The organism is Streptomyces speibonae, from assembly GCF_984686075.1.
Map to the genome: position 1 here is coordinate 1,285,952 of NZ_OZ480260.1, position 24,724 is coordinate 1,310,675.

General features: G+C 73.5%; 30 protein-coding genes. 8 read left to right on the plus strand and 22 right to left on the minus strand.

Annotated elements, in window-relative coordinates; genetic code table 11:
• Positions 1 to 23: 23 nt before the first annotated feature.
• Positions 24 to 2,114, minus strand: a complete 2,091-nt coding sequence (locus AC5L3C_RS05695) for a phage holin family protein (RefSeq protein ID WP_493647332.1) — start codon at positions 2,112 to 2,114, stop codon at positions 24 to 26.
• Between the two features lie 116 nt (positions 2,115 to 2,230).
• On the minus strand, positions 2,231 to 2,632 hold the full coding sequence (locus AC5L3C_RS05700) for a hypothetical protein (protein ID WP_493647334.1): 402 nt from the start codon (positions 2,630 to 2,632) through the stop codon (positions 2,231 to 2,233).
• Positions 2,633 to 2,715: 83 nt separating this feature from the next.
• Here AC5L3C_RS05700 and AC5L3C_RS05705 point away from each other — a divergent pair, with 83 nt between their 5' ends.
• Together AC5L3C_RS05705 and AC5L3C_RS05710 are read left to right on the plus strand one after the other, a co-directional pair.
• The gene (locus AC5L3C_RS05705) at positions 2,716 to 3,489 is read left to right on the plus strand and encodes an MBL fold metallo-hydrolase (RefSeq protein ID WP_493653745.1); all 774 of its coding nucleotides are present in this window, start codon (positions 2,716 to 2,718) and stop codon (positions 3,487 to 3,489) included.
• A 65-nt stretch (positions 3,490 to 3,554) separates the two neighbouring features.
• Complete coding sequence (locus AC5L3C_RS05710) at positions 3,555 to 4,160, plus strand: DedA family protein (RefSeq protein WP_493653747.1); 606 nt, start codon at positions 3,555 to 3,557, stop codon at positions 4,158 to 4,160.
• A 13-nt stretch (positions 4,161 to 4,173) separates the two neighbouring features.
• Here AC5L3C_RS05710 and AC5L3C_RS05715 read toward each other — a convergent pair whose 3' ends face one another.
• From AC5L3C_RS05715 to AC5L3C_RS05735, 5 genes are all read right to left on the minus strand, one after another.
• Positions 4,174 to 5,241 carry an MBL fold metallo-hydrolase gene (locus tag AC5L3C_RS05715; RefSeq protein WP_493647336.1) on the minus strand — a complete coding sequence of 356 codons (1,068 nt, stop codon included), beginning with the start codon at positions 5,239 to 5,241 and terminating at the stop codon, positions 4,174 to 4,176.
• Positions 5,238 to 6,485, minus strand: coding sequence for an aminotransferase class I/II-fold pyridoxal phosphate-dependent enzyme (locus tag AC5L3C_RS05720; RefSeq protein WP_493647337.1), 1,248 nt, complete (start codon positions 6,483 to 6,485; stop codon positions 5,238 to 5,240). Before AC5L3C_RS05720 ends, AC5L3C_RS05715 begins: the two co-directional genes overlap by 4 nt.
• A 123-nt stretch (positions 6,486 to 6,608) precedes the next feature.
• Positions 6,609 to 7,172, minus strand: coding sequence for a hypothetical protein (locus AC5L3C_RS05725; RefSeq protein ID WP_493647339.1), 564 nt, complete (start codon positions 7,170 to 7,172; stop codon positions 6,609 to 6,611).
• Positions 7,173 to 7,414: 242 nt separating this feature from the next.
• Entirely contained in the window at positions 7,415 to 8,212 is a 798-nt protein-coding gene (locus AC5L3C_RS05730; RefSeq protein WP_493647341.1) for an RNA polymerase sigma factor SigF, read from the minus strand.
• Between the two features lie 150 nt (positions 8,213 to 8,362).
• Positions 8,363 to 8,503 carry a hypothetical protein gene (locus AC5L3C_RS05735; protein WP_493647343.1) on the minus strand — a complete coding sequence of 47 codons (141 nt, stop codon included), beginning with the start codon at positions 8,501 to 8,503 and terminating at the stop codon, positions 8,363 to 8,365.
• A 158-nt stretch (positions 8,504 to 8,661) separates the two neighbouring features.
• Between AC5L3C_RS05735 and AC5L3C_RS05740 the strand changes: the two genes are divergently transcribed.
• From AC5L3C_RS05740 to AC5L3C_RS05750, 3 genes are read left to right on the plus strand one after another with little or no spacing between them, the layout of a single operon-like run.
• Positions 8,662 to 9,054 (plus strand): DUF2795 domain-containing protein, encoded by a 393-nt coding sequence (locus AC5L3C_RS05740; RefSeq protein WP_493647345.1) that lies wholly within the window; start codon positions 8,662 to 8,664, stop codon positions 9,052 to 9,054.
• 20 nt (positions 9,055 to 9,074) lie between these two features.
• Complete coding sequence (locus tag AC5L3C_RS05745; protein ID WP_493647347.1) at positions 9,075 to 9,539, plus strand: CBS domain-containing protein; 465 nt, start codon at positions 9,075 to 9,077, stop codon at positions 9,537 to 9,539.
• A gap of 7 nt (positions 9,540 to 9,546) precedes the next feature.
• Positions 9,547 to 10,089 carry a type 1 glutamine amidotransferase domain-containing protein gene (locus AC5L3C_RS05750; protein ID WP_493647349.1) on the plus strand — a complete coding sequence of 181 codons (543 nt, stop codon included), beginning with the start codon at positions 9,547 to 9,549 and terminating at the stop codon, positions 10,087 to 10,089.
• Positions 10,090 to 10,206: 117 nt separating this feature from the next.
• Here the strand turns inward: AC5L3C_RS05750 and AC5L3C_RS05755 are convergent, their stop codons facing one another.
• Positions 10,207 to 10,494: a DUF6158 family protein gene (locus AC5L3C_RS05755; protein ID WP_125502897.1), complete on the minus strand. Its 288-nt coding sequence runs from the start codon at positions 10,492 to 10,494 to the stop codon at positions 10,207 to 10,209.
• Positions 10,495 to 10,555: 61 nt separating this feature from the next.
• Between AC5L3C_RS05755 and AC5L3C_RS05760 the strand changes: the two genes are divergently transcribed.
• Positions 10,556 to 11,662 (plus strand): baeRF2 domain-containing protein, encoded by a 1,107-nt coding sequence (locus AC5L3C_RS05760; RefSeq protein ID WP_493647351.1) that lies wholly within the window; start codon positions 10,556 to 10,558, stop codon positions 11,660 to 11,662.
• Between the two features lie 18 nt (positions 11,663 to 11,680).
• Here AC5L3C_RS05760 and AC5L3C_RS05765 read toward each other — a convergent pair whose 3' ends face one another.
• On the minus strand, positions 11,681 to 13,300 hold the full coding sequence (locus tag AC5L3C_RS05765) for an ABC-F family ATP-binding cassette domain-containing protein (RefSeq protein ID WP_493647353.1): 1,620 nt from the start codon (positions 13,298 to 13,300) through the stop codon (positions 11,681 to 11,683).
• Positions 13,301 to 13,446: 146 nt separating this feature from the next.
• Here AC5L3C_RS05765 and AC5L3C_RS05770 point away from each other — a divergent pair, with 146 nt between their 5' ends.
• Together AC5L3C_RS05770 and AC5L3C_RS05775 are read left to right on the plus strand one after the other, a co-directional pair.
• Positions 13,447 to 14,268, plus strand: a complete 822-nt coding sequence (locus tag AC5L3C_RS05770; RefSeq protein WP_493647355.1) for a methyltransferase domain-containing protein — start codon at positions 13,447 to 13,449, stop codon at positions 14,266 to 14,268.
• Positions 14,269 to 14,310: 42 nt separating this feature from the next.
• Complete coding sequence (locus AC5L3C_RS05775; RefSeq protein ID WP_493647357.1) at positions 14,311 to 14,481, plus strand: hydrophobic protein; 171 nt, start codon at positions 14,311 to 14,313, stop codon at positions 14,479 to 14,481.
• A 53-nt stretch (positions 14,482 to 14,534) separates the two neighbouring features.
• Here the strand turns inward: AC5L3C_RS05775 and AC5L3C_RS05780 are convergent, their stop codons facing one another.
• The 13 genes from AC5L3C_RS05780 to AC5L3C_RS05840 form a co-directional block, all read right to left on the minus strand.
• Entirely contained in the window at positions 14,535 to 14,867 is a 333-nt protein-coding gene (locus AC5L3C_RS05780; RefSeq protein WP_493647359.1) for a gas vesicle protein K, read from the minus strand.
• Positions 14,864 to 15,052: a gas vesicle protein gene (locus AC5L3C_RS05785; protein ID WP_493647361.1), complete on the minus strand. Its 189-nt coding sequence runs from the start codon at positions 15,050 to 15,052 to the stop codon at positions 14,864 to 14,866. Before AC5L3C_RS05785 ends, AC5L3C_RS05780 begins: the two co-directional genes overlap by 4 nt.
• A complete protein-coding gene (locus tag AC5L3C_RS05790; protein ID WP_493647362.1) occupies positions 15,049 to 15,846 on the minus strand; it encodes a GvpL/GvpF family gas vesicle protein in 798 nt (265 codons plus the stop codon). Before AC5L3C_RS05790 ends, AC5L3C_RS05785 begins: the two co-directional genes overlap by 4 nt.
• Entirely contained in the window at positions 15,843 to 16,178 is a 336-nt protein-coding gene (locus AC5L3C_RS05795; protein ID WP_030219759.1) for a gas vesicle protein, read from the minus strand. The genes AC5L3C_RS05790 and AC5L3C_RS05795 overlap by 4 nt, the downstream gene beginning before the upstream one ends.
• Positions 16,175 to 17,359: an SRPBCC family protein gene (locus tag AC5L3C_RS05800; RefSeq protein WP_493647364.1), complete on the minus strand. Its 1,185-nt coding sequence runs from the start codon at positions 17,357 to 17,359 to the stop codon at positions 16,175 to 16,177. The genes AC5L3C_RS05795 and AC5L3C_RS05800 overlap by 4 nt, the downstream gene beginning before the upstream one ends.
• Complete coding sequence (locus AC5L3C_RS05805; protein WP_493647365.1) at positions 17,356 to 17,991, minus strand: DNA primase; 636 nt, start codon at positions 17,989 to 17,991, stop codon at positions 17,356 to 17,358. The genes AC5L3C_RS05800 and AC5L3C_RS05805 overlap by 4 nt, the downstream gene beginning before the upstream one ends.
• Positions 17,988 to 18,254 (minus strand): gas vesicle protein GvpG, encoded by a 267-nt coding sequence (locus AC5L3C_RS05810; protein ID WP_493647367.1) that lies wholly within the window; start codon positions 18,252 to 18,254, stop codon positions 17,988 to 17,990. The genes AC5L3C_RS05805 and AC5L3C_RS05810 overlap by 4 nt, the downstream gene beginning before the upstream one ends.
• Before the next feature lie 4 nt (positions 18,255 to 18,258).
• Complete coding sequence (locus tag AC5L3C_RS05815; protein WP_493647368.1) at positions 18,259 to 19,032, minus strand: GvpL/GvpF family gas vesicle protein; 774 nt, start codon at positions 19,030 to 19,032, stop codon at positions 18,259 to 18,261.
• Positions 19,029 to 19,466: a gas vesicle structural protein GvpA gene (locus tag AC5L3C_RS05820; protein ID WP_493647369.1), complete on the minus strand. Its 438-nt coding sequence runs from the start codon at positions 19,464 to 19,466 to the stop codon at positions 19,029 to 19,031. Before AC5L3C_RS05820 ends, AC5L3C_RS05815 begins: the two co-directional genes overlap by 4 nt.
• Before the next feature lie 76 nt (positions 19,467 to 19,542).
• On the minus strand, positions 19,543 to 19,932 hold the full coding sequence (locus tag AC5L3C_RS05825; protein ID WP_493647370.1) for a gas vesicle protein GvpO: 390 nt from the start codon (positions 19,930 to 19,932) through the stop codon (positions 19,543 to 19,545).
• Positions 19,933 to 20,016: 84 nt separating this feature from the next.
• The gene (gene ligD, locus AC5L3C_RS05830; RefSeq protein ID WP_493647372.1) at positions 20,017 to 20,943 is read right to left on the minus strand and encodes a non-homologous end-joining DNA ligase; all 927 of its coding nucleotides are present in this window, start codon (positions 20,941 to 20,943) and stop codon (positions 20,017 to 20,019) included.
• Positions 20,940 to 22,787 (minus strand): transketolase, encoded by a 1,848-nt coding sequence (locus AC5L3C_RS05835; RefSeq protein WP_493647373.1) that lies wholly within the window; start codon positions 22,785 to 22,787, stop codon positions 20,940 to 20,942. Before AC5L3C_RS05835 ends, ligD begins: the two co-directional genes overlap by 4 nt.
• On the minus strand, positions 22,784 to 24,622 hold the full coding sequence (locus AC5L3C_RS05840) for an NAD(P)/FAD-dependent oxidoreductase (protein WP_493647375.1): 1,839 nt from the start codon (positions 24,620 to 24,622) through the stop codon (positions 22,784 to 22,786). Before AC5L3C_RS05840 ends, AC5L3C_RS05835 begins: the two co-directional genes overlap by 4 nt.
• Positions 24,623 to 24,724 lie beyond the last annotated feature (102 nt).

The following is a 24,724-nucleotide window of genomic DNA, read 5'->3' on the forward strand; positions in this document are numbered from 1 at the left end:
CGGCCCGCGGCTCAACGGTCCGCTCAGGCCGCGCGCCTGTTGTCCGGGGCCGCGGCCGACTCCGCCTCGCCGGACTCCGTGAGCCAGCGGCGCAGTACCCGGTGGATCCGCTCGGCGCCGGCGAGTTCCGTGCCGTCGGCGACCGGTGCGGACAGGGCGAGGGGGGACAGCAGGAAGGCGCGGGACTGGGCGCCGCCGAGGCCGCCGTGGGAGCCGATCTGCTCCTCGAAGGCGAGCACCTCGCCGTCCGCGGGGTCGTGGAAGGAGTTGACCATGATGTCGGCGGTGTGCGGGAAGGTGTGGGTACGCCGTACGACATCCGCGGCGCCGGGCCCGAAGGCCGCCAGGGGGCCGGGGTTGTCGTCCAGCTCCTCCAGCGGGATCTCCGCGCCGTACGCGCCGAGCACCACCCCGCCGTGGCGTTCGCTGCGCACCAGGAGGAAGCCGATGCCGGGGTGGTTGGCCAGCGTCGGCAGCAGCGCGGGGTGGCGGGCGTCGATCTCCTCCTTGCTCATCCGGTGCGGCACGTCGGGGAAGGAGATCAGGCCCAGGTTGCCGGAGGCGAGCACGACGGGTTCGGAGGCCCGGGTGGGCCGGTAGTGCTCGGCGCCCTCCTCGACGGGCCGGCGCAGCGCCGCCCGGACGGCCGCGCGGGCCTCCGCGCCGCTGTGGGTGCGCCGGGCGCGGCGCGGCACGGGCAGCCCGCAGCCGGCCCGTACCAGGTCGCCGAGGGTGAGGCCGTAGCGGGAGCGGAAGGTTTCGCCGGGGCTCTGCCCGTGGTCGGAGAGGACCACGATCCGGTACGGACGGGGGGCGTGCTCGGCGACCTTCTCGATCAGGGCGAGGGCGCGGTCGAGGCGCTGGAGGACCTTCTCGGCGTCCCGGCTCGCGGGTCCGGAGTGGTGGGCGACCTCGTCGTAGGCCACCAGGTCCGCGTAGACCGCGGTGCGTCCGGCCAGCAGGTCGCCCATCACGGCGGCCACCACCACGTCCCGTTCGACGACGGTCGCGAAGGCGCGGACGAACGGGTAGAGCCCGCCGCGCGAGACGCGCGGACGCTGCCCGCGCACCCGGGCCCGGGTGGACTGGCCGATCTCCCGGCCCACCTCGGCGACGAAGGACAGCGCGGTGCGCACGGCGTTGGCGGGGTCGGAGAAGTAGGCGAAGTAGCCCGCGCGGGAGCGGGCGGCCGGGCCGCGACGGCGGGTGGCGATGGACAGCACCAGGGCCTGTTCGTCGGCGCCGCCGCTGAACAGGTTGCCGCGGCTGGCGCCGTCGTGGGACAGCAGTCCCGCGTGGCCGGAGTACTCGATGGCGCGGGCCTGCAGTTCGGCGGCGCTGGTGGGCCGGTTGCAGACCATGACCTCGCGGCGGGCCTTCTCGTACCAGCGGAAGGCGGGCACGTCGTAGTTGCTGCCGTGGAGGATGCCGAGCTGGCTGGCGCCGGTCTGGCTGGACCAGTCGGTGCGCCAGGGGGTGAGGCGGTGGCTGGGCCGGTCGCCGGCGGTGCCGGTGCCGAGCCAGCGGGCGACGGTGGGCATCAGCCCCTTGTCGACGGCGGCCAGCAGGATGTCGTGGCCGACGCCGTCGAGCTGGAGGAAGACGGTGCCGGGCGTGGTGGGGGGCGGGGCGGAGCCGCGGCGGCGGTCGGAGCCCCGGCGGCGGTCGGCGAGACGGTACAGGCGGCGGCGGTAGGCGTCGTCGTCGCGGACGGCGAGGGCGGCACCGGTGGCGGAGGCGACCGCGGACATGACCGCGGCGACCACCACCGCGGTCTCCGGCGCGGCGGCGCCCCGCTCGACGGGATTGAGGTAGAGGGCCACCCAGAGCAGGGCGCCGTTGAGGAAGAACACCAGCAGGCCGAGGACGAGCGCCGGCACCAGCAGCAACAGCCGCACCAGCAGCGGCCAGACCAGCGCGGACAGCAGGCCGAACGCGCCGGCGCCGAGGGCGGCCGTGACCGCGATGTCGGTGGCGCTGTCGCCGTCGGCCGAGCGCAGCCGGAAGTCCGGCAGGATCCCGGCGAGCACCAGCATCGTGAGGGTGGAGACCACCCACACGGCGACACTCCGCCCGATCTGACTGGCGACCCGTCGCCAACGCCCGCCACCCACGCCCCGTACACCTCACGTTCCTGCCGGTTGGACCCGTGCCACCTCGTCCGACCCGATCCACCCTGTCACAACGGCCGGAGCAGGCGTTTTGTCCCCCGGCCGCGCGGCCGGGCGGCTCAGCGGCCGTCGTAGCCGGCGGTCGGCATCGACAGTCTGCGGTGCACCCGCGCCTTCATCGCCGCGTCGTACGACGGCTCCGCGCGGCCCACCGTCTCCACGCGCACCCCGCGCCGCGCGCACTCGGCGGTGAACTCCTCCACGGAGGACAGCGCACGCTCCAGCACCCGCAGGCTGGGGGCCACGAACAGATCGGTGCCGGGCCGTACGCCCTCCCACAGCAGGCAGTGGTCGGGGCGCAGCCCGCGCACGAGCAGTTCGCGGGCCACCACGTAGCCCTGCTCGGCGGCCCAGCGGGCGCACATGGCGTGCTGGCCGCGGGAGTCCACCAGGAAGGGATCGCGGTCCAGTTCCTCCAGCGGCGTCAGACTCGCGATCGCCGTCACCCGCGCCCGCCCCATGGCGTCCCCCCTCACCTCCGGTTTCGCCGCAGACCCTACTCCTGCACGTAGGCTTCGGGGAGTCGCACGAAGGAGGCATGGGGGTGCCGGTGGAGGTCACGTGGTGGGGTCACGCCACCTGCACGGTCGAGGACTCGCACGCACGGGTGCTCACCGACCCCCTGTTCGCCCGCCGGCTGGCCCATCTGCGGCGCCGGCGCGGCGCGGTGCCGCCCGCCGAGGCCCGCCACGCCGACGTGGTCCTGGTCTCCCATCTGCACGCCGATCATCTGCATGTGGCGTCGCTGGCCCGGCTCGCGCCGGGCACACGCCTGTTCGTGCCCCGGGGCGCGGGCCGCGCTGTGCCGGGGCTGCGCCGGCTCACGCATCTCGCGGTGAGCGAGGTGGCGCCCGGTGACGCGCTCAAGGTGGGCCGGCTGGTCGTGCGGGTCGTGCCGGCGCGGCACGACGGGCGCCGGCTGCCCGTCGGGCGGCGCCGCTCCCCCGCCCTCGGCTATGTGCTGGAGGGTGAGGCGCGGACGTACTTCGCCGGGGACACCGGCCTGTTCGAGGAGATGGCCGAGGAGGTCGGGCCGGTCGACGTGGCGCTGCTGCCGGTCGGCGGCTGGGGCCCGTACCTCGGGGCGGAGCACCTGGACGCGGGGCGCGCGGCCGAGGCGCTGGCCCGGCTCGGGGCGCCCAGCGCGGTGCCGGTGCACTACGGCACGTACTGGCCGATCGGGATGGACGCGGTGCGCCCGCACGAATTCCACGCGCCGGGTCACGAGTTCGAGCGGCTGGCGGCCCGGCACGCCCCCGGCGCGGCCGTGCACCGGCTCGGGCACGGGGAGAGCGTGCGCCTGGAGGTCGCGCGGTGATCCTTCCCGCCGCCCTGAGCCAGGCGGCCGGTGCGTCGGCGCCCTCGACCGCCTCGTCGGCGTTCCTGCCGGTCGTGGCGCCGGAGTCCACACAGCAGGCGATCGGGTATCCCTCGCTGTTCCTGCTGGTGCTGATCGGCGCGCTGGTGCCGGTGGTACCGACGGGCGCGCTGGTCAGCTCGGCGGCCGTGGTCGCCTTCCACCAGACGGCGCCGTTCTCCATGGCGCTGGTCTTCGTGACCGCGTCGCTGGCCGCGTTCCTCGGGGACGTGGCCCTGTACTGGCTGGGCCGGCGCGGGATGACGTCGAGGAACGGCTCGCGCTGGCTGGAGGCGATCCGGCAGCGCGCCCCGGAGGACCGGCTGCGCCAGGCGCAGGAGAAGCTCGCCGGCCACGGGGTGGCCGTGCTGGTGCTGTCCCGGCTGGTGCCGGCGGGGCGGCTGCCGGTGATGCTGGCCTGTCTGCTGGCCGATTGGCCGGTGCGCCGGTTCGTCCGCGGCAATCTGCCCGCCTGTCTGGCCTGGGCGGTGACGTACCAGCTGATCGGCATCCTCGGCGGGTCGCTGTTCGCCGAGCCGTGGGAGGGTGTGCTGGCGGCGGTCGTGCTGACCGTGCTGATCAGCGTGGCACCGAGCCTGTGGCGGCGGATGCGGGGGACGGCCGCGGGATGAGGCCTGCCGGCGGTCATCCCAGGACCCGGGAGGCGCCCACCGGCAGGTCCCACAGGTCCTCGCGGGGCAGCCCGGCCTTCTCCCAGGCGGCGCGGACCCGGACCAGGGGCTCCAGGACCGGCTCCGCGGAGAGGATGAACGTGCCCCAGTGCATCGGGGCCATGCGGCGCGCCCCGAGGTCCTGGGCGGCGCGGACCGCCTCCTCCGGGTCGCAGTGGACGTCGGCCAGCCACCAGCGGGGATCGTAGGCGCCGATGGGCAGCAGGGCGAGGTCGATGCCGGGGTAGCGGCGGCCGATGCGGGAGAACCAGTGGCCGTAGCCGGTGTCCCCGGCGAAGTGGACGCGGCGGCCCTCGCGGTCGGTGAGCACCCAGCCGCCCCACAGGGAGCGGCAGGTGTCGGTGAGGGTGCGCTTGGACCAGTGGTGGGCCGGGACGAAGTCGAACCGTACGCCGTTCAGCTCGGCGGCCTCCCACCAGTCGAGCTCGGTGACCCGGGTGAACCGGCGGCCGTGGAACCAGCGGGCGAGCCCGGCGGGCACGAACACCGGGGTGTCGCGCGGGAGCCGGTGCAGGGTGGGGGCGTCGAGGTGGTCGTAGTGGTTGTGGCTGATGACGACCGCGTCCACGCGCGGCAGGGCCTCCCAGGCGACACCGGCGGGCGTGATGCGCGCCGGGGTGCCCAGGATGCGGCGGGACCACACCGGGTCGGTGAGCACGGTCAGCCCGCCGATCCGCAGCACCCAGCTGGCGTGTCCCACCCAGGTGACCGCGATGGTGCGGGCGTCCACTCGGGGCAGCGGGCCGGGGTCGTACGGCAGCCGGGGGATGTCGGCGAGGCCCTCGGGGGTGGGGCGTACGGCGCCCTCGCGGGCGAAGCGGGCGAACGCCTTCAGGCCGGGCAGCGGGGCGGTCAGCCGGTCGTGGAAGGCGCGCGGCCACATCCGGCGCTCGGCGAGCGGGCGGGGCGCGGCCGGCGGGGGGTACGGGGGCGCGGAGGAGGGGGTGCCGGAATCCGGTGCCGGGGCGTCCGTGGCTGTGGTCGTGGTCGTTCGTCTGGTCGACTCGGGCCGCTGCGTCATCGAGGGGACTCCCATCGCCGAGCGTCGTCACGGAGATCGTCGAAGACCGATGTCACATGATCCAACGCGCGTCGCACCTGCGGCAGTTCCAGGGGAGCGGGAGAGCGCAGGCACTCCGCGCGCTCTTCCGGGGTGGCGCCCAGCATGGGGGCGGTGGACAGCCGCACGCGCGGTGCCTCGAGTTCGTCGCCGAAGCGGTGCCCGCCCGGCGCGGGCATGCCCAGCCGGGCGGTGAGGAAGTCCTCCAGTTCCTGGGCGTCGCCGACACCGTACGCGGTGAGCGCGGGCGCGAGCGGCGTCAGGTCGACGTACAGGTGCCGGCCGCAGCTCGGGGGCCGGGACAGGGCGCCGGCGGCGACGACCGCGTGGTGCGCGGCGGCGGCGAGGCCCGCGTGCAGACGTACGGCGGCGGCCACGCGCGCAGTGACCGGCTCGGGCTCCGACAGCGCGTACACCGCGGCGGCGGCCACGGGGGCGGCGACGCGCGCGTCCAGCGCGGTGAGCACGTCGAGCACGCGCGCGTGCAGCGCGTCGCCCTCCTCGCCGGCCGGGAAGCGGGCCACCGCCGCGGGCCAGCCGGGCGGGAGCAGGGCGCCGACCAGGTCGGTGACGACGGTGACCCGGTCCGGCCACATCTCGGCGGGGCTGAGCAGCACGGTGCCGTGCGGGTCGTGCAGGGTGTCGCGCCAGGTCTCGTCGCTGACCAGGTGCAGCCCCTCGGCCACGGCCGCCTCCACGGTCTCGTGCAGCTGCTCGGGCGGGGCGACGGTGGCGGTCGGGTCGTCGGCGACGGAGAGCACCAGCAGGCGCGGGTCGCCGCCCTCGTCCCGCAGCCGGCGCACGGTCTCCAGCAGCGCGTACGGATCGGGTACGCCGCCGCTCTCGGCCGGGGTCGGCACGTGGAAGACGGGCCGGCCCAGCAGCCGGGCATAGGGCGACCACCACGCGGCGCAGGGCCTGGGCACCAGCACGTCGCCGCCGAGGGCGGCGGTCAGCGCCACCAGCAGGGCGGGGGCACCGGGGGCGACGGCCACCCGGTCGACGGCGGAGGGGAGTCCGCGCCGGTCGCCGTAGCCGCAGGCGGCCTCCAGCAGGGCGGGGCCGCCGCCGACCGGCTCGGCGCCGGCCCGGGAGGCCGCCGCGGCCAGTACGGCGGACAGCTCGGGCAGCACGGGGAGCCCGTCCTCGGGGTCGGGCGGCCCGAAGCGGACGGGGCCGTGGCCTTCCGGATCCGTCCGCAGCATCGCTACCTCCGCACCGTTCCCGGCGGCGCCGGGTGCCCCGGCGTCCGCTCGTGCCGCCTCTCGGCCCGCCAGTACCCAGCGTGCCCCGTGCCATGGGCGCCGGCCGGGTGGAGGGCACGGATGTCAGGCGTCCGCACGGTCCGTGCGGTCCCGGTAGAGCCGGTGCGCGGCGGCACCGAACGCGCCCGCGATGAGCAGACCGCCGGCGGCCAGCGCGGGCACGGAGTCGGTGAAGGCCCCGCCCCCGCCGGCGTGGACGCCGTGGTGGGCGGGGGGCGCCGAGGAGGGGGTGGGGGCGCAGGGGGTGCTCCCGGACCCGGTGGGCCTGGGCTCCACCGGGCTCGGCTTGGGTTCGACCGGCTTGGGCGGGGCGGTCGTGGGCCCGGGGGACTTCGACGCGTACGCCTCGGGGCCCGCCGGGGCGGGAATCCCGGCGTCCTCCTCGGGGAGGGCGTCCGGAACGAGTTCGTCCAGGGTGGTGTCCTCGGGGAGGGCGGCGTCCGGTTCGGCGCCAGAGGTGTATCCCTCCCAGGCGTGTCCCCCGGTTTCGGGACACGGCGAGTGGGAGGCGGTGCCCCACGACGGGCCGCTGACGGGGGCCGTTCCCGCGTACGCGGCCGGTATGAGCGCGCCGAGGGCGGTGCCGGTGACGGCGGCGAGGGACAGGGCACGGGCGGTGCGACGCATGGTGCGGGCTCCTTGAGACGACGGCCGGGGCGGGCGGGCTGCTCGATTGCCCCTCCGCCATCACAGCCCGCCCGCCGCCGGTTCGCCTGCGGCCGGACGCGATTGGCGTCACGGGCCCACCCACGCGGGTGACGGCAGTGCGTGCGGCCGGGGGTGTTCGCGCAGCCCGGCGCTTACGGGGTGCCGCCCGCGCCCACCCGTGCCGCCCCAGCGGCACGACTGCCCGCGGCCCACGCGGGCAGCTATGCCTCCGTGTCGCGCAGCACCTGGTCGCGTACGCGGCCGCAGGAGCGGCTGATCAGGCGGGACACGTGCATCTGCGAGATGCCGAGCTCCTCCGCGATACCGCTCTGCGTCATGTCGTCGAAGAAGCGCATGTAGAGGATGGCCCGCTCCCGCTCCGGCAGCGCGGCGAGCCCGTCCTTTACGGCCTCGCGGTCGACCACCGTGTCCAGCGCCGGGTCGGCCGCTCCGAGCGCGTCGCCCAGCGAGTAGCCGTCGTCGCTGCCGGGCAGCTCCGCGTCGAGGGACAGCGCGCTGTAGCTGTCCAGCGCGTCCTGGCCGGTCCGGACGTCCTCCTCGCTGAGGTGGGCACTTTCGGCGATCTCCGGGACGGTCGGCCGGCGGCCGGGGATGGTCTGGGAGAGGTCCTGGGAGGCGTACCGGACGCGGTTGCGCAGTTCCTGGACCCGGCGCGGTACGTGCAGGGTCCACATGTGGTCGCGGAAGTGCCGCTTGATCTCACCGGTGATGGTCGGCACCGCGTAGCTCTCGAACGCGTTGCCCAGGTCGGGCTCGTACCGGTCCACGGCCTTGACCAGACCCAGTGCGGCCACCTGACGGAGGTCGTCGAAGTTCTCGCCGCGGCTGCGGAAGCGTCCGGCGAGGCGGTCCGCCATGGGCAGCCAGGCCTCGACGATCTCGTCCCGCAGCGCGTCGCGCTCGGGGCCGTCGGGCAGCGCGGCGAGCCTGCGGAAGGCGTCGGCCGTGTCGGGGGCGTCGTCGTGCGGATGGTGCTTCGCGGTCGCTCGGGTCGGCATGGTGCGTCGCAACTCCCTCAATGGGGTGCTCGGGGATGGACGGTCACCGCGGCGAGCGCACTGATCGGATACAGGCACCCGGAGCGACATCGTGCCGCTGCCACGGACGTGCCTGCTGTCCGAAGCACTGCCTGTCCACCTGCCCACCCTTCACCGGCCCAAACCCTCGAGAGGGGTCTCCGCCGGCTCCTCCTCGGGCCGGACGGGTGGCAGCAGGAGGTCCTCATAGCGGCCGAGCATCAGGATCACACCGAGCATGAGGGGTGGGATCAACAGGGCGAGCACCGCCATGGCCGGTCCTTTCCAGGAGGCGCGTGGGGGGCGTGTCCTCCGGGTCACCCGCCTCCCGGGGGCCAAACCCGGGCCGCCGCGATCCACCGCCCGAAGCCTGTGTCGCCCTGCGCTCCTCGGGTACGCGGGGGCCACCCCCGAAGCATCTGGAGGGAGACATGCAGCGAGGCAGTGACCGGCTCAGCGTCCACCGTGACGACGAGATGAAGCACGAACTGCAGGGCCTGCTGAGGTCCGGGCACCCCACCCGCACCGAGGAGTGGAACGACCCGGAGCCGTTCGCCGACGACGACCCCGAGGTCACCTACGGCCCCGTGACACCCGGCCGCGGCCCCACGTCCATGGAGGCGGTGCGGCTGGAACTGGCCAGGACCCTGAGCCGCGGGGTGTTTCCCGCAGGTCCGCGCGAGCTGATGCGCGCCCTCGACCGGCGGCACGCCCCCGACGCCCTCATCGAGGCGCTGGAGCGGCTGCCGCGCCAGGCGCGCTACGGCAACGTGCAGGAAGTGGCCGAGGCGCTGACCCGGACCCGGGAGGCGGAGACCGCGTGACCGGACGGAGGGCTGAGGTCATGGCCGCATTCGTCAAGGACGTGATGACCGCGGGCGTGGTCGCCGTGCGCCCGGACGCCTCGGTCGTCGAGGCGGCGCAGTTGATGCGCGCCCAGAACATCGGTGACGTGGTGGTGGCCGACGGCCAGGAGGTCGTCGGTGTGCTCACCGACCGCGACATCGCCGTACGGACGGTCGCCGACGGCGCGGACCCCATGGGGGTGAGCGTGGGCTCGGTGTGCACCCCGGACCCGCTGACGCTCGCCCCGGACGATCCGGTGTCCGCGGCCGTCGCCCTGATGCGGGAGCACGCCATCCGCCGGGTACCCGTCGTCGAGGGCGGCCTGCCCGTCGGGCTGGTGAGCCTCGGCGATCTGGCCGAGGCGCGGGATCCCGGATCCGCGCTGGCCGACATCAGCCGCGCCGAGCCGGACACGAGCGGGGTGGCCGTACAGGAACAGCCGAAAGCCGACGAAGGGACGTAGGACCATCATGCGCATCGCATTTCTGACCGCACCCGAAGGTGTCGAACAGGTGGAGCTGACCGAGCCGTGGCAGGCCGCCGCGGACGCCGGCCACGAGCCCGTCCTGGTGTCCACGCGGCCCGGCAGGATCCAGGCGTTCGACCACCTCGACAAGGCGGACACCTTCCCGGTGCAGGAGGTCGTCGGCGAGACGTCGGCGGACTCCTTCGGCGGGCTGGTGCTGCCGGGCGGGGTGGCCAACCCGGACTTCCTGCGCATGGACGACAAGGCGGTGTCGTTCGTGCGGGACTTCTTCGAGCAGGGCCGGCCGGTCGCCGCGATCTGCCACGCGCCCTGGACGCTCGTGGAGGCGGACGTCGTCCGCGGCCGGGTGCTGACGAGCTGGCCCAGCCTGCGCACCGACCTCCGCAACGCGGGCGCCACCTGGGTCGACGAGCAGGTGAAGGTGTGCGACCACGGGCCGAACAAGCTGGTCACCAGTCGCAAGCCGGACGACCTGAAGGCGTTCTCCGAGACGTTCCTGGAGGTGTTCGAGGCCGAGAGCGCCTAATGGGGCGGCACACCACAGCCGGCACACCACGCAGGACGGCACCGGGGCTCGCGTACGCGCGGGCCCCGGCCGCGTGTCCCGTGCCGCTCGGCGCTCGGCGCTTGGCACGGGCGGGGGTCAGGTTCCTGTGGTGGTGGGGGTGGTGGCGTCCGCGGCGGTGCGCTCGCGGGCTCCCTCACGGGTACGGCCCGCGGCCACCGTGCGCCGCGGGTTGCGGCGCAGGTACTCGCCCTCCAGCGCCGCCATTCGCTCGTTGTGCGTCCGCAGCGCCCCGTTGGAGCCGTACAGCAGCGTGTCGTGACGCGTGCGGTGGATGTTCTCCAGTTCCTTCATCAGCTGCTGGTCGTCCAGGCGCTCCGGCTCGACTCCGGTCATCGTGGTGCCCCGCTCGTCGTGTGCGTTCATGCGGCCCGGGTACCCGCCCGGCGGCACGGGCACTACTCCGAAGCGCACCCGGGAGGGAGCCATGGAACTCGCATTCCTGCATCCACTCTACGAACGTCCCGGCCCCTGGGCCTCCGTATACGTCGACACCTCCCGGCACACCGAGCACACCCCTCAGGAGCGGGAGCTGACGGCCCGCGCGATGGCGCGGGAGCTCGCGGGACAGGGCGCGGACGAGGCGACCTGCCGGGCGGTGCGGCACGCGCTCGAGGAACTGCGGCACTCCGCCGAACCGCACGGCCGCGCCTTCTTCGCCCGGGACGGCGAGGTGGTGCTCGACCCGCCGCTGGCCCGCTCCCCGGGGCGCGACTGGGCGGAGTGGGCGCCGCTGCCGCGAGTGACGCCGCTGCTGGAGCTGGCGGGTGAGGACCCGGTGTGCATCGTCGCCCACGTGGACCGCAGGGGCGCGGACTTCGAGCTGCGCAGCGCGCTCGGCCGGGACGACGCCGGCGGCGTCACCGGACGCCAGTGGCCGCTGCACCGGAGGGGATCCGTCGACTGGTCGGAACGGCATTTCCAGCTGCGGGTGGAGAACACCTGGGAGCACAACGCCGCGGAGATCGCCGACGCGCTCGCCGTCTGCCAGGAGGAGACCGGCGCCGACCTGCTGATCCTCGTCGGTGACGACCGGGAGCAGCGAGCGGTGCGCGAGCGGCTGCCCCAGCGGTTGCAGGGCATGGTGGTCGAGGCCTCGCGCGGTGCGGGCAGCGGGCTGCTGGACGAGGACGTGGAGCAGATCCGCGAGGAGCACGTCCAGGAGCGGGCCGCCGACGAACTGGAGCGGTTCCTGGCCGCGCGGGGGTCCTCCGGCGACGAGGAGCGGTCGGGGGCCGTGGAGGGGGTGCCGGCGCTGGTCGAGGCGGCGCGGGAGCACCGGATCGACGCGTTGCTGATCCGGCCGGACGGGCCGGACGCGCACCGGGAGGTGTGGGTCGGTGAGGATCCGGACGCGGTGGCGGTACGGCGGACGGACCTGAAGGTGCTCGGTGAGCAGAACTCCTGGTCCGCCCGGGCGGATGACGCCTTGCTGCGGGCGGTGGTCGCCGCGGACGCGGAGGCCGTGGCAGTGGCCGGGGCGGGGGTGGAGGACGCGCCGGTCGGGGGCCTGGGGGCGGTGCTTCGCTGGTAGTGCCGCCGGGGTTCCCCCTCAGCGAGGTCGCACCACCCGGCGTTCGTCCCAGACCGGTTCCGGGGTCTCTTTGACCTGGCCGTCCGAGGCGAAGACCAGGTAGCGGTCGAAGGCGCGGGCGAACCAGCGGTCGTGGGTCACGGCCAGGACCGTGCCCTCGAAGGCCTCCAGGCCCTCCTGGAGGGCCTCCGCCGACTCCAGGTCGAGGTTGTCGGTGGGCTCGTCGAGCAGCAGGGCCGTGACGCCCTGGAGTTCGAGCAGCAGGATCTGGAAGCGGGCCTGCTGGCCGCCGGAGAGCCGCTCGAAGGTCTGCTCCGCCTGGCCGGTGAGCTCGTAGCGGCGCAGCCGTGACATGGCGGCGCCCCGGTCCTGGGCGTGCTCCTTCCACAGGATGTCCAGGAGGGTGCGGCCCTCCAGCTCGGGGTGGGCGTGCGTCTGGGCGAAGTGTCCGGGGACGACGCGGGCGCCGAGGCGCCACCGGCCGGTGTGCGCCACGTCGTCCCCGGCGAGCAGGCGCAGGAAGTGCGACTTGCCGGAGCCGTTGGAGCCGAGCACGGCGATCCGCTCGCCGTAGAACACCTCCAGGTCGAACGGCTTCATCAGGCCGGTGAGCTCCAGCCCCTCGCAGGTGACCGCGCGGACGCCCGTGCGGCCGCCCTTGAGGCGCATGGTGATGTTCTGCTCGCGCGGCGGCTCCGGCGGGGGCCCCGCCTCCTCGAACTTGCGCAGTCTGGTCTGCGCGGCCCGGTAGCGGGAGGCCAGGTCGGCGCTGTTCTCGGCGGCCTGGCGCAGGGTCAGCACGAGCTTCTTGAGCTGGGCGTGCTTCTCGTCCCAGCGGCGGCGCAGCTCCTCGAAGCGGGCGAAGCGTTCCCGGCGCGCCTGGTGGTACGTGGCGAAGCCGCCGCCGTGCACCCAGGCGTCGGCGCCGGCGGGGCTCGGTTCGAGGGAGACGATGCGCCCGGCGGTGCGGGCGAGGAGTTCACGGTCGTGGGAGACGAACAGGACGGTCTTGCGGGTCTCCGCGAGCCGCTCCTCCAGCCAGCGTTTGCCGGGCACGTCGAGGTAGTTGTCGGGCTCGTCGAGGAGGAGGACCTGGTCCGTGCCGCGCAGCAGCGCCTCCAGGACCAGGCGTTTCTGTTCGCCCCCGGAGAGGGTGCGGACCTGGCGCCACTGCGCCTTCTCGTACGGGACGCCCAGCGCGGCCGTGGTGCACATGTCCCACAGCGTCTCCGCCTCGTAGCCGCGGGCCTCGGCCCAGTCGGCGAGGGCCTGCGCGTAGCGCAGCTGGGCCGCCTCGTCGTCGACCGTCATGATGGCGTGCTCGGCCCGGTCGACGGCCCGCGCCGCGTCCCGGATGCGGGGTGCGGCCACCGAGACGAGCAGGTCGCGCACGGTCGTCCCGTCCCGTACGGAGCCGATGAACTGGCGCATGACGCCGAGGCCGCCGCTGACGGTGACGGAGCCGCCGTGCGGCTTCAGCTCGCCGGCCAGGAGGCGGAGCAGGGTCGTCTTGCCCGCGCCGTTGGGGCCCACCAGGGCGACGACCGCGCCCTCCCCGACCCGGAAGGAGACATCGCCCAGGAGGGTCCTCCCGTCGGGGAGGTGGTACTCCAGATGCGCTGCTTCCAGGTGGCCCATGGTGGGGATTCTGCGGGGGATCAGGGCCGGGGGGCAAACGGGTTTCCGGAGGGCGCCTGTCCATCATGCGATATGCGGGTCTCAATATGCGGCCGGTGGGCGTAGCGTGAGAGCCCTGCCACGAGAGCGGAAGGGGTGGGTTCGGCATGCCGGAAGCGCGGGAGACCGCCGTCTATACCCATGGGCACCACGAATCGGTGCTGAGGTCGCACACCTGGCGGACCGCCGAGAACTCCGCGGCGTACCTCCTCGGGGCGCTGGAGCCCCACATGCGGATCCTGGACATCGGATGCGGGCCCGGCACGATCACCGCGGACCTCGCGGCGCTGGTACCCGACGGGCAGGTCACCGGGCTCGACCGGGAGCCGGCGATCCTGGAGCGGGCCCGCGCGGTCGCCGAGGGACGGGGACTGACGAACACCGCTTTCACGACGGGGGACGTGCACGCCCTGGACTTCCCGGACGACACCTTCAGCGTGGTGCACGCCCACCAGGTGCTCCAGCACGTGGGCGACCCGGTCCGGGCGCTGCGCGAGATGCGGCGGGTGACCGGGCCGGGCGGCTTCGTCGCCGTACGCGACTCGGACTACGCGGCGATGACCTGGTATCCCGGGTCGTCGGGCATGGACCGCTGGCTGGACCTGTACCGGCGGGTGGCCCGGGCCAACGGGGGTGAGCCGGACGCCGGGCGACGGCTGAAGTCCTGGGCGCTCGCGGCGGGGTTCACCGACATCACGGCGACCTCGGGCACCTGGACCTTCTCGACCGCCGACGAGCGGGCCTGGTGGAGCGGATTGTGGGCGGACCGCACCGTCGCCTCGGCCTACGCGGAGCGTGCCGTCGACGGGGGGCACGCCACCTGGGAGGAGTTGCGGGAGGTGTCCGCGGCATGGCGGGAATGGGGCGCGCGGGAGGACGGCTGGTTCAGCGTGCTGCACGGAGAAATTCTCTGCCGCAAGGAAGCCTGAATCGAGTTTTACGGGCAATCAGAAGGTCAGGAGGTTGACATTATGGTTCCCATTCTTCTCATTCTACTGCTGGCGCTGATCCTTTTCGGTGCCGGGTTTGCGGTAAAGGTTCTCTGGTGGATTGCCCTGGCGGTCCTCGTCGTATGGCTGCTGGGATTCTTCATGCGCGGCACCGCGGCGGGCGGGGGCAGGAGCCGCTGGTACCGGTGGTGAGGTGACGGCACGTCCCCGGGGCCCGGCCCCGGGGAACGCCGGCCCGGGAGGCGTCAGTCCCGGGGAAGCAGCGGTCCGAGCGGCCCGAGGTCCAGATTCAGGTCCTCGGGCCGCAGTCCGTACCGGTCCCGCAGTTCCGCCATCCGGTCCTCGAGCAGCATGAGGGTGAGCCCGACCCGCTCCTCCTGCTCCTCGGTCAGATCCCCCTCGTCGAACCGGCGCAACGCCTGGCGTTCCATGAGCTGGCGCAGCAGTTCCACGACGGTGAGCACCAGTTTGACCAGATCGCGTTCGACCGTGTCGGGCTCCAGGTCCAGCCGCCTGCGCCTGCTTCCGTGCGGCTCGACGTCCCGGTCGTCCCGGCCGTCGTCGGGGGCGGCCGTCACAGCGACTCCTCGAAGGGGGAGGGGACCTGCGCGTTGACCGAGCTGATGAGCGCGTTGAGGTCGACGCGGACCAGATCGACGTCCGCGATGCGCAGCGTGATGTCGCCGGTGATGACCACTCCCCCGGCCAGCAGCCGGTCGAGCAGATCCACCAAGGCTATTTCACGGCGTTCGACGACGGTCACGTTCCCTCCCTCCCGGGCGTTTCGCCCGCCTCGGCCGTTTCCTCACCGGCGAATGAATAGGCCGCCCAGGGGCCGGTGAGTTCGACGCGTATTCCGGGAACTCCGTCCTTGGTCCGGTCCACCCGCTCCACGAATTCCTCGGATTTCGCGCGCGGAACGAGATACGCGGCATTGAGCACATTGCGTCCTGAGGCACCGGAGAGCGCGGGATTCTGCGGTGCGTGCAGCCGTGCGTCCTCGGCACTCGCGGACAGGGTCTCGTGCAGCCGGGTCGCGAAGGACTCGGCGCGCTGCCACAGCTCGTCCTGCGACTTGGTCCGCATGCGCCGCTGCCGCAGGTAGTCCCGGCCGGACGCCGGCCTGGGCACGGGCGGGGCGGAGGGCTCGGGCGCCGGCTCCGCCTCGACGTACACCTTGACGCCCCACTCGACCCGGCCCTCCAGCCGGTCCAGGGTGCGCAGGAAGCCCTCCTCACGCGCCTGCATCATCGTCCGTACGCCGCTGTCGTCGCGGAACACGGTGGCGAGCCGCAGCGGCAGCGGGGTGGTGACGGTGGTGAGCGCGTCGATCACGCCCTGGTGGGCGCGGGCGACCGCGGTCAGCCAGTCGAGGTCCTCCAGATGCGTGCGCAGCGGCTCCTCGCCGAAGTCGGACTCGGGCACATGGCTGACCACGGCCACGAGGCCGTGGTGGGCCAGCAGCCGGGGCGGGTCGCCTCCGACGCCGGTCAGCTGTGCCTGGAGCGGCGTGCCGAAGGGCCGGCAGACCGCGTAGACGTACCGCAGTCCGGTCACGGGCTCTCCTCCTGTGCGCGGCGGGGCTCCAGCTCCTCCAGCCGGGCCAGCCGCTCGCGCAGCTCCGCGTTCTCCCTCGCCAGTTCGTCACGACGGGCGCGCGAGGACAGCGCCGGGTCGGACTCCCACCAGTCGATCCCCATCTCCTTCGCCTTGTCGACGGAGGCGACGACCAGCCGCAGCTTGATCGTGAGCAGCTCGATGTCGAGCAGGTTGATGCGGATGTCGCCCGCGATCACGACGCCCTTGTCCAGCACCCTTTCCAGGATGTCGGCGAGATTGGCGCCGCCGCCCTGGCCGTACGGCTCGGGGAGCCGGCTGGGGGTGGTCATCGGCGGCTCCGGCTGTCGGCGCGTTCGTCCTCGGCGGCGGGCTCATCGGCCTCGGCGCCGTCCTCGTCCTCGTAGGCGTCCTGGTCCTCGTCGTCCTCGTAATCGTCCTCCGGGTACTCGTCGTCCTCGGCGTCCTCGTCGTATTCGTCGTCGGGTTCTTCCTCGTCGTCGTACTCGTCGACGGGTTCGTCCTCGTCGTCGTACTCGTCCTCGGGTTCCTCGTCCTGTTCGTCCTGCTCGTCGTGCTCGCCGGCCGGGGCCTCGTCCTCCCCGGGCTCCTCGGACTCCGCTTCCTCCTCCTCGGCCACGGCGTCCTCGTGGCTGCGGACGACCTCGCCGTCGCGGATCTCGCCCCGCCAGCTGTCCTCGGCCTCGCCCTTGAGGGTGATGAAGCGGGCGAAGTTCTTCAGGTCCAGGCGGGCGCGGCGGCCCTGTGCGCGCCAGATGTTGCCGGTCTTCTCGAAGAAGCCCGACGGGTAGTACTCGATGACCAGCAGGACCCGGGTGAGGTTCTCGCCGAGGCGGTGGAAGGAGACGACGCCCTTCATCGTGCCCTTGGCGCCCTCCGAGGACCAGGAGATGCGGTCGTCGGGGATCTGTTCGTCGGTCGTCGCCTTCCAGCTGCGGCTGGACCACCAGATCTTCGCCTGCCAGTCGGACGTGGTGTCGTCCGACTTGTTGGCGCTCTTGACGCCCTTGGCGAAGGTGCTGAAGTCCTGGTACTGGGTCCACTGGTCGTAGGCCGTGCGCAGCGGGACGCCGACGTCGATGTGCTCGATGATGACGGTGGGCTTGTTGCCGGCGGAACGCTTGCGCTTGCCCTTGCCGCCGCCCAGGCCCTGCAGCGCGCCCTTCACCTTGTCCTTGGCACCCGAGGCACCCACTTCGACGGCGCTGCGCAACGGGCCCTTGCCCTCGGCCAGTTTGCGGCCGCCGTCGGCGGCGAGCTTGGCGAAGCCCGGGCTGTTGCCCTCGGCGATGTCGTTGAGCTTGTTCGTGGTCTCGCCGAGCTTGTGGCCGAGGCCGCTCAGCATCCGGGTGGCCTGCGCCGCGAGGTAGTCCTGCACCTCGGACTTGAGCCGGTCCGCGGCCTCGCTGTGGGCCACGCCGGCGAGGGGGTTCGTCGCCTTCTCCGCCCCGTCACGCGCGGCGGAGGTCGCCTTTCCGAGGGTCTCGGTCATCGCTCACCGCCTCCCTTCGACGTACGGGAGCGGCCGCCCCGGGACGCGGCCGCGGTCTTCTTGGCGGCCGTCTTCTTCGCGGGAGGCGTCCGCTTCGCGGCCTTCTTCGCGGGCGGGGCCTTCTTCGCCGGGGCCTTCTTCGCGGCGGCCTTCTTGGCCGGGCGCTCGGCGCGGCGCTGCTCGCCTTGCTCCTCCCGCGCGGCGTCGGCCTCGTCGTCCGGCTCGGGCTCGCGCTCCTGCTCCGGCTCCTGCTCCTGCTCCTGACGTGCGTCGTCGTCTGTGTCCTCGTCCGGCTGCTCCGCATCCTCCGACGCGCCGCCGGTCAGCTCGTCGCGCATCGCGGCGGTACGGCCGTGCAGCCGGTCGGCGAGCGAGCCGAGCTGCCGCTCCACCAGTGCGCCGGACGCGGCCTTGCCGACCCCGCGCAGATCGCCGCGCAGCTGGTCGCCGAGCTCCTTGAACTGCGGGTTGTCCCGCATCTGCTGCGAGACCAGTTCGGCGACCATGCGCGGGCTGAGGTTCAGCTTCCGGCCCGCCACGAGGCCACCGACGGCGACCGCCATCTTCAGCTTCTTCGTCCGTCCGAGGAGATATCCGGCCCCGATCGCGAGGCCCAGTCCCGTTCGATTCATCGTTGTGCCGTCCCGTCCCCAGTACCCGCGCCGGTGCGCGTTGCGGTCTCCAGTCGGTCCAAGAGCTCGTCCTCCTGACGGTCGAACTCCTCCTCGGTGATTTCTCCGGCCTCCAACTGCTCCTCGAGACGGCCCAGTTCCGCCCGGATGGTGGCGGGGTCGTAGTAGATGCGTTCCGCCTCCTGGAGCACCTGCCGGATGACCCACCCGCTGCCGCGCACCGGTGCGAACGGCAGCAGGAACACCTCCGAGATCAGGCCCATGTCGTCACCCCGCTCCGGTCCATGTCCCACCGGCCGCGGTGCCCGCCGGCTCGGCCGGGCCGGGCTCGACGAAGCTGTAGGGGGGCAGCGGGCCGTTCAGCCGCACTTCGAGGTGGGGCAGCTCCTTGCGGGCCCGCTCCACCGCGGCCAGGAACTCCTCCGCCGTCGCCCGGTTGACCAGGTAGGACACGTTGGCGAGCCAGCCCGTGGACTCGGGGCCCACGCTCACCGCGTCGGCGGCCGGTTCCAGAATGCGTTCCAGTGCGAGCGCGTCCTCGGCCTCCTTGCCCTTGACGGCGCTCGCGACCATCTCGCCGAGCTGGATCTTCTGTTCGTAACTTCCGCCGCCCGACTGCCGGTTGGCCTCCGCGAGGGCGCGGATCTCCGGGTTGCCCGCCATCACGTGGTGCAGTACCGCTTCCTCGACGTGGTTGGCCTTGATGTTGTACTCGACCCGGTCGTCCAGGGCCTGGAGCCGCTCCCGGTAGTGTGCGGCGCGCTCGTCGAGGACGGCGACCACGGCGTCGTCGTCCGGGGCGACGCTGCCGAACCGCATGGGGAGCACACAGCCGGCCGCGCCGGCCTCGCTGAGCACGTTCTGGTGCGCGAGCAGCTCCCGGCGCTTGGGCCGCAGCCCCTCGGGGGCGTCGCTGACCAGCGCCGCCAGTTCGCCCTCGCGCAGGACGCGCACCGGCAGCGGCGGGTCGCCCACGCCGCCCATGCCCTCGGGCAGGCCGGGGTGGGAGGCCGCCGTGATGCCGTAGATGTAGGTGCTCACTCCTGCTCCTCCTTCCGGCGCGCCGAGCTGCTGCTCTTACGGGCGCGCGGGCGCGACTGCGTCTCGCGCTCGGAATCGTCGTCGCGCGCCTGCTTGAAGGCCTCGGAGACGGTCTCGGCGGCGCCGGACAGCGCCCCCTTGGACTTGCCGCGGGCACCGGACTCGGTGACCTGACCGACGATGTCGGGCAGGCCGGGGTCCTTGCGGGGCCCGGCCTCCAGGTCGAGGCGGTTGCAGGCCTCGGCGAAGCGCAGGTAGGTGTCGACGCTGGCGACGACGACCCGCACGTCGATCTTGAGGATCTCGATGCCGACCAGGGACACGCGCACAAATGCGTCGATGACGAGCCCCCTGTCCAGAACAAGCTCAAGCACGTCGTAGAGGCCGCTGCTGCCGCCTCCGCCGCCGGACTGTTGTGCCGGTACGACTGTCATGCCGCCCGTTCCTCCTTCTTGTCGGTGGATGTGGTTCTGGACTTCGCGTCCAGGGGCGCGGGTCCGGTGGGGCGGCCTAGCGGCCGCCGGACCTGTGCGCGTCGGCACGTCCGCGTTCGTAGCGGCGGACACGCCGGTACCCGGTCAGCCGGCCCTCGGGGTCCAGCTCGACGTGGTAACTCGCCATCAGGCTCATCGTGTCGGGCACCCGCTCGAGTTCGAGAACCTCGACCTCGAGGGACCAGCCCTCCTCCGTCTGCTCGAAGGACGACACGGACTCGGCCTCCATACCGGTGAGCTCCGCGAGCTGGCCGCGCGCCTGGCGCAGCAGCTCGATCGGGCTCGGCCGGCGGGTGGTTCTGTTGTTCTTCGCGGGCTTGCTGGATTGCTGGGAGTCACGGGTCTCCTGGGACTCTTGTGCGTCCTGTGAACCCTGTGGCTCTTCGGTGTTCTTCGTGTTCGACATGGCCACCTCCCCCTCCGTGTGGCCGCAAGTCTGTTCGCCAAACCTCCGTACCCTCAGCGGGTGCGGTCCGGCCCCTCCCGGCGCTCAGCCCCGCAGCCCCGCCAGCCGGCGCCGCGCCGGGCCCAGCGCACGTCCACGGCGCAGCAGGTCACCCCAGGGATCGGTGCGGGCGTGACCCACGGCGTCGGCGACCGTCCAGCGGCGGGCGTTCAGGTCCGGGTCGTTCAGCTCGTCCCAGGAGACCGGCACGGCGACGGGGGCGCCGGGCTTGGCGCGGACGGAGTACGGGGCGACCGCGGTCTGCGCGTACGCGTTGCGCTGCACATCGAGGTAGAGCCGGCCGCCGCGGTCCTTCTTGCGCATGGCGGTGGTGAGCCGGTCGGGGTGGGCGTCGGCCAGGGCGTCGGCGACCTCACGGGCGAAGGCACGGGCGTCGTCGAAGTCGTGCTCGCCGTTCAGCGGCACGATGACATGCAGGCCGCGGGATCCCGTGGTCATGACGGCCGAGGGCAGGTTCAGCTCGTCCAGCAGCTCCCCCAGCAGCCGCGCCGCCTCGCGGACCGCCTCGAAGTCGTCGCCGGGCGGGTCGAGGTCGAAGACCAGCCGGTCCGGCCGGTTGATCCGGTCCGTGCGGGACAGCCACCGGTGCAAGGTGATGCTCGCCTGGTCGACGAGGTAGAGGAGGGTGGCGGTGTTGTCGCACACGGTGTGCGTGACGGTGCCGCCCTCCTTGGCGACCTCGGCCCGGGTGATCCACTCCGGGTAGCTGTCCGGGGTGTTCTTCTGCATGAACGTCAGGCCGTCGATGCCGTCCGGGCGCCGGTCCAGCATCAACGGGCGGCCCCGCAGGTGCGGCAGCATGTACGGCGCGACGGCGCGGTGGTAGTCGACGAGGTCGCTCTTGGTGTACTCGGGGGTGTCCCGGCCGCCGGGGAAGAGCACCTTGTCCGGGCGGCGGACCGTCACGGTGCGACGGCCGGCCCGGACGGTGCGCGACCCGTCGTCGCTCACGACACGATCGCCTCCCCCACCAGCAGCCGGCCGGCCGCGGCGATCGACTCGGCGTCGATGCCGGAGGCGTGCAGCTGCTCGTCCGGGGAGGCCGAGCCCGGCATGTTCCGTACGGCCAGCCGCACCAGGCGCGGTACCGGGCGTCCGTCGGCGAAGGCCTCCGCGACGGCGTCACCGAGCCCGCCCTCCGGGTGGTGGTCCTCCACGGTCACCAGGCAGCCGGTCTCCTCGGCGGCCGTGCGCAGGGTCGCGCGGTCCACCGGCTTCACCGAGTACAGGTCGATCACCCGCACGGCGATGCCCTCGGCGGCCAGCGCGTCCGCGGCGGCCAGCGCCTCGGGCACGGTGACGCCCGCGGCGACGAGGGTGAGCCGGTCGCTGCCGGAGGAGCGCAGCACCTTGCTGCCGCCGACCGGGAACTCCTCGTCGGGGCCGTAGATCACCGGGCTCCCGCCGCGCGAGGTGCGCAGATAGCGGATGCCGTCGAGGCCGGCCATGGCGGCGACCAGCCGGGCGGTCTGGTTGGCGTCGCACGGGTACAGCACGGTCGAGCCGTGCACCGCGCGCATCATCGCCAGGTCCTCCAGGCCCATCTGGCTGGGGCCGTCCTGGCCGATGGCGACGCCCGCGTGCGAGCCGACGAGGTTGATGCCGGAGCCGCTGATCGACGCCATGCGGATGAAGTCGTGGGCGCGGGTGAGGAAGGCGGCGAAGGTGGCGGCGTACGGCGTCCAGCCGCGCGCCGCCACGCCGACCGCCGCCGCGACCATCTGCTGTTCGGCGATGTAGCACTCGATGTAGCGCTCGGGGTGCTCCTTGGCGAAGAACTCCGCCCGGGTGGAGTCGCCGACCTCTCCGTCGAGGGCGACGATGTCGCCGCGGGCGGTGCCGAGGGCGGTCAGCGCCTCACCGAAGGCGTTGCGGGTGGCCACCTCCTCGCCCTTGTCCCAGCGGGGCAGGACCAGGTCCTCGCCGCGCCGGGCCGGCCGGGACCCGTCGGGGGACGGCCGGCGCACATGCAGGCGCAGGTCGCGCGGGCCGCCGAGTTCGGCGATGGCCTCCTCGGCCTCCGGCAGCGGCTTGCCGTGCTGACCCTCGCGGTCCTGGACGGAGGCGACGCCCTTGCCCTTGAGGGTGCGGGCGAGGATCGCGGTGGGGGTGCCCTTGGTGGACGCCGCCTCGCCGTACGCGCGGTCCACGGCGTCCACGTCGTGCCCGTCGACCTCGACGGTGTGCCAGCCGAAGGCCTGGAAGCGGCGGGCGTAGGCGTCGAGGTCGTGCCCGTGCCGGGTGGGTCCGCGCTGGCCGAGCCGGTTGACGTCCACGATCAGCGTGAGGTTGTCCAGGTGCTCGTACCCGGCGTGCTCGGCCGCCTCCCACACCGAGCCCTCGGCGAGCTCGCTGTCGCCGCACAGCACCCATACGCGGTAGTCGGCGCGGTCCAGCCGCTTCCCGGCCAGCGCGATGCCGACGCCCACGGGGAGGCCCTGGCCGAGCGAACCGGTGGCGGTCTCGACCCAGGGCAGCCGGCGGGGGGTGGGGTGCCCTTCGAGGCGGCTGCCGTCGTCGCGGAAGGTGAGCAGTTCCTCGTCGTCGATGGCGCCGGCCGCCTTGAACGTGGCGTACATCAGGGGGGAGGCGTGGCCCTTGGAGAGGATGAAACGGTCGTTGGCCGGGGCGTCCGGGTGCTCGAAGTCGTAGGCGAAGTGACGGGCGAAGAGGACGGCCACCAGGTCCGCCGCGGACATCGACGAGGTGGGGTGCCCGGAGCCCGCGGCGGCCGCGGCGCGGACGCTGTCCACGCGCAGCTGCTGTCCGAGCTCGACGAGTTCACCGGTGTTCATGAGTCTCCTTCGGTAAAGCGGTCGGTGCGCTTGACGGGTCCGGGCGCGACATCCGGCCCGGGCGGCGGCTGATCGGACGGCGGCGCGACGGCGGCGTCACCACCGGGTTCGCTCCGGGCGGCCTCGCGGCCGGTGCGGCGCTTCGCGGATCCCCCGGCCGGTTGGTTCCTCGCGGGCTCACCACCCGGTTGGTTCCTCGCGGGCTCACCACCCGGTTGGTTCCTCGCGGGCTCACCACCCGGTTGGTTCCTCGCGGGCTCACCGCCACCCTGGTTCTTCCCGGGCTCACCACCCGGACGGTTCCTCGCGAGCTCACCACCCGGTTGGTTCCTCGCGGGCTCACCACCCGGACGGTTCCTCCCGGGCTCACCACCCGGACGGTTCCTCGCGGGCTCACCGCCACCCTGGTTCTTCCCGGGCTCACCGCCGCCTCGGTGCTCCGCCTGTCCGCCGGACCGGCGCTTCGTGGGCTCGCTGCCCTGGCCGCTCTTCGCCGGCGCCCCGGCGTCCCCGTCCTCCGTCCGCCCCGGCCTGCCCGGCACCCGGGCCAGTTCCGGGGAGGCCGTGTCCAGGGGGACCGACCAGGAGCGTACGAGGCCCAGTTGGACGGCCTGGCGCGGCAGAACCGCGTCGAGCAGCCAGTCGGCGGCCACCCGGACCCGGTTGCCCGGCATCGCGGCGAGGTGGTAGCCGCGGGCGACCAGGCCCGCGAGCGGCCCGGAGAGGTTCACCCCGAGCGGGTTGGCGGCGGCCTTCACACCCCCCAGGTCCACCACGAACCCCATGTCCTTGTGGCGGTAGGCACGCCGCTCACCGTCACCGAACGACGCGGCGATGTTGTGGCCGCACACCTTGCCCTGGCGCCAGGCGTGCTGCGCGGTCATCGGGGTGTACGACCCCGGGTTCTCCAGATCGGGCACCGCCGCCGCGTCACCGCAGGCGAAGACCTCCGGGTGGCCCGGCACCTGAAGGTGCGGGTCGACCAGCAGCCGTCCGCGTTCCATCGGCAGCCCCAGCGACTCGGCCAGCGGGTCCGGCCGTACGCCCACGCACCACACCAGGGTGTTGGTGTCGACGAACTCGCCGTCGGTCAGCAGCACCCCCTCGTGCGTGGCCTCCTTGACGGAGGTGCCCATCCGTACGTCCACCCCCCGCTCGCGCAGCACCGTGTCGGCGGTGCGGGAGAGCCGCTCGTCCAGCTCGGGCAGCACCCGGTCGGCGATGTCCAGCAGGATCCAGCGCGGCCGCATCCCCGTCCGCATCGGGTGCCTGTCGACCTGCGCGTCGGTGAACAGCTGCCCGTGCGCGGCGACTTCGGTGCCGGTGTAGCCGGCACCGACCACGACGAAGGTGCACCGGGCGGCGCAGCTCTTGGCGTCGTCGGTGGACGCGGCGAGCTCCACCTGGCGCGTCACGTGGTCGCGCAGATACAGGGCCTCGGGCAGACCGCGGAAGCCGTGGGCGTGCTCGGCGACCCCGGGGATCGGCAGCAGCTTGTTGACGCTGCCGGCCGCGAGCACCAGCCGGTCGTAGGAGAGGGTGCCGTTCTCGCCCTCGGGTCCGGTGTAGTGCACCTGCCGCGCGTCGAGGTCGATGCGGTCGGACTCCCCCAGCACCAGCTTCACGTGCGGCAGCGTGCCGGAGAGGGAGATGGTGACCCGGCGCGGTTCCAGGATGCCCGCGGCGACCTGCGGCAGCAGCGGCAGGTAGAGGAAGTAGTCGGTCGGGTTGAGCAGGACGATCTCGGCGCGGCCCCGGGCCAACCGGGACAGGGTCTGGGCCGTGCGGTATCCGGCGAAGCCGGCACCGACGATCACTATGCGGGGTCGACTCACGGTTCGCCTCCGGCGCTGTCGCGTACGTCGGGAGATGTCCGCGTCCCCCCGGCCGGGTCCGCCAAACGTCCGGCCGGTTTCCGCCGGGGCCCGCGGGTACCC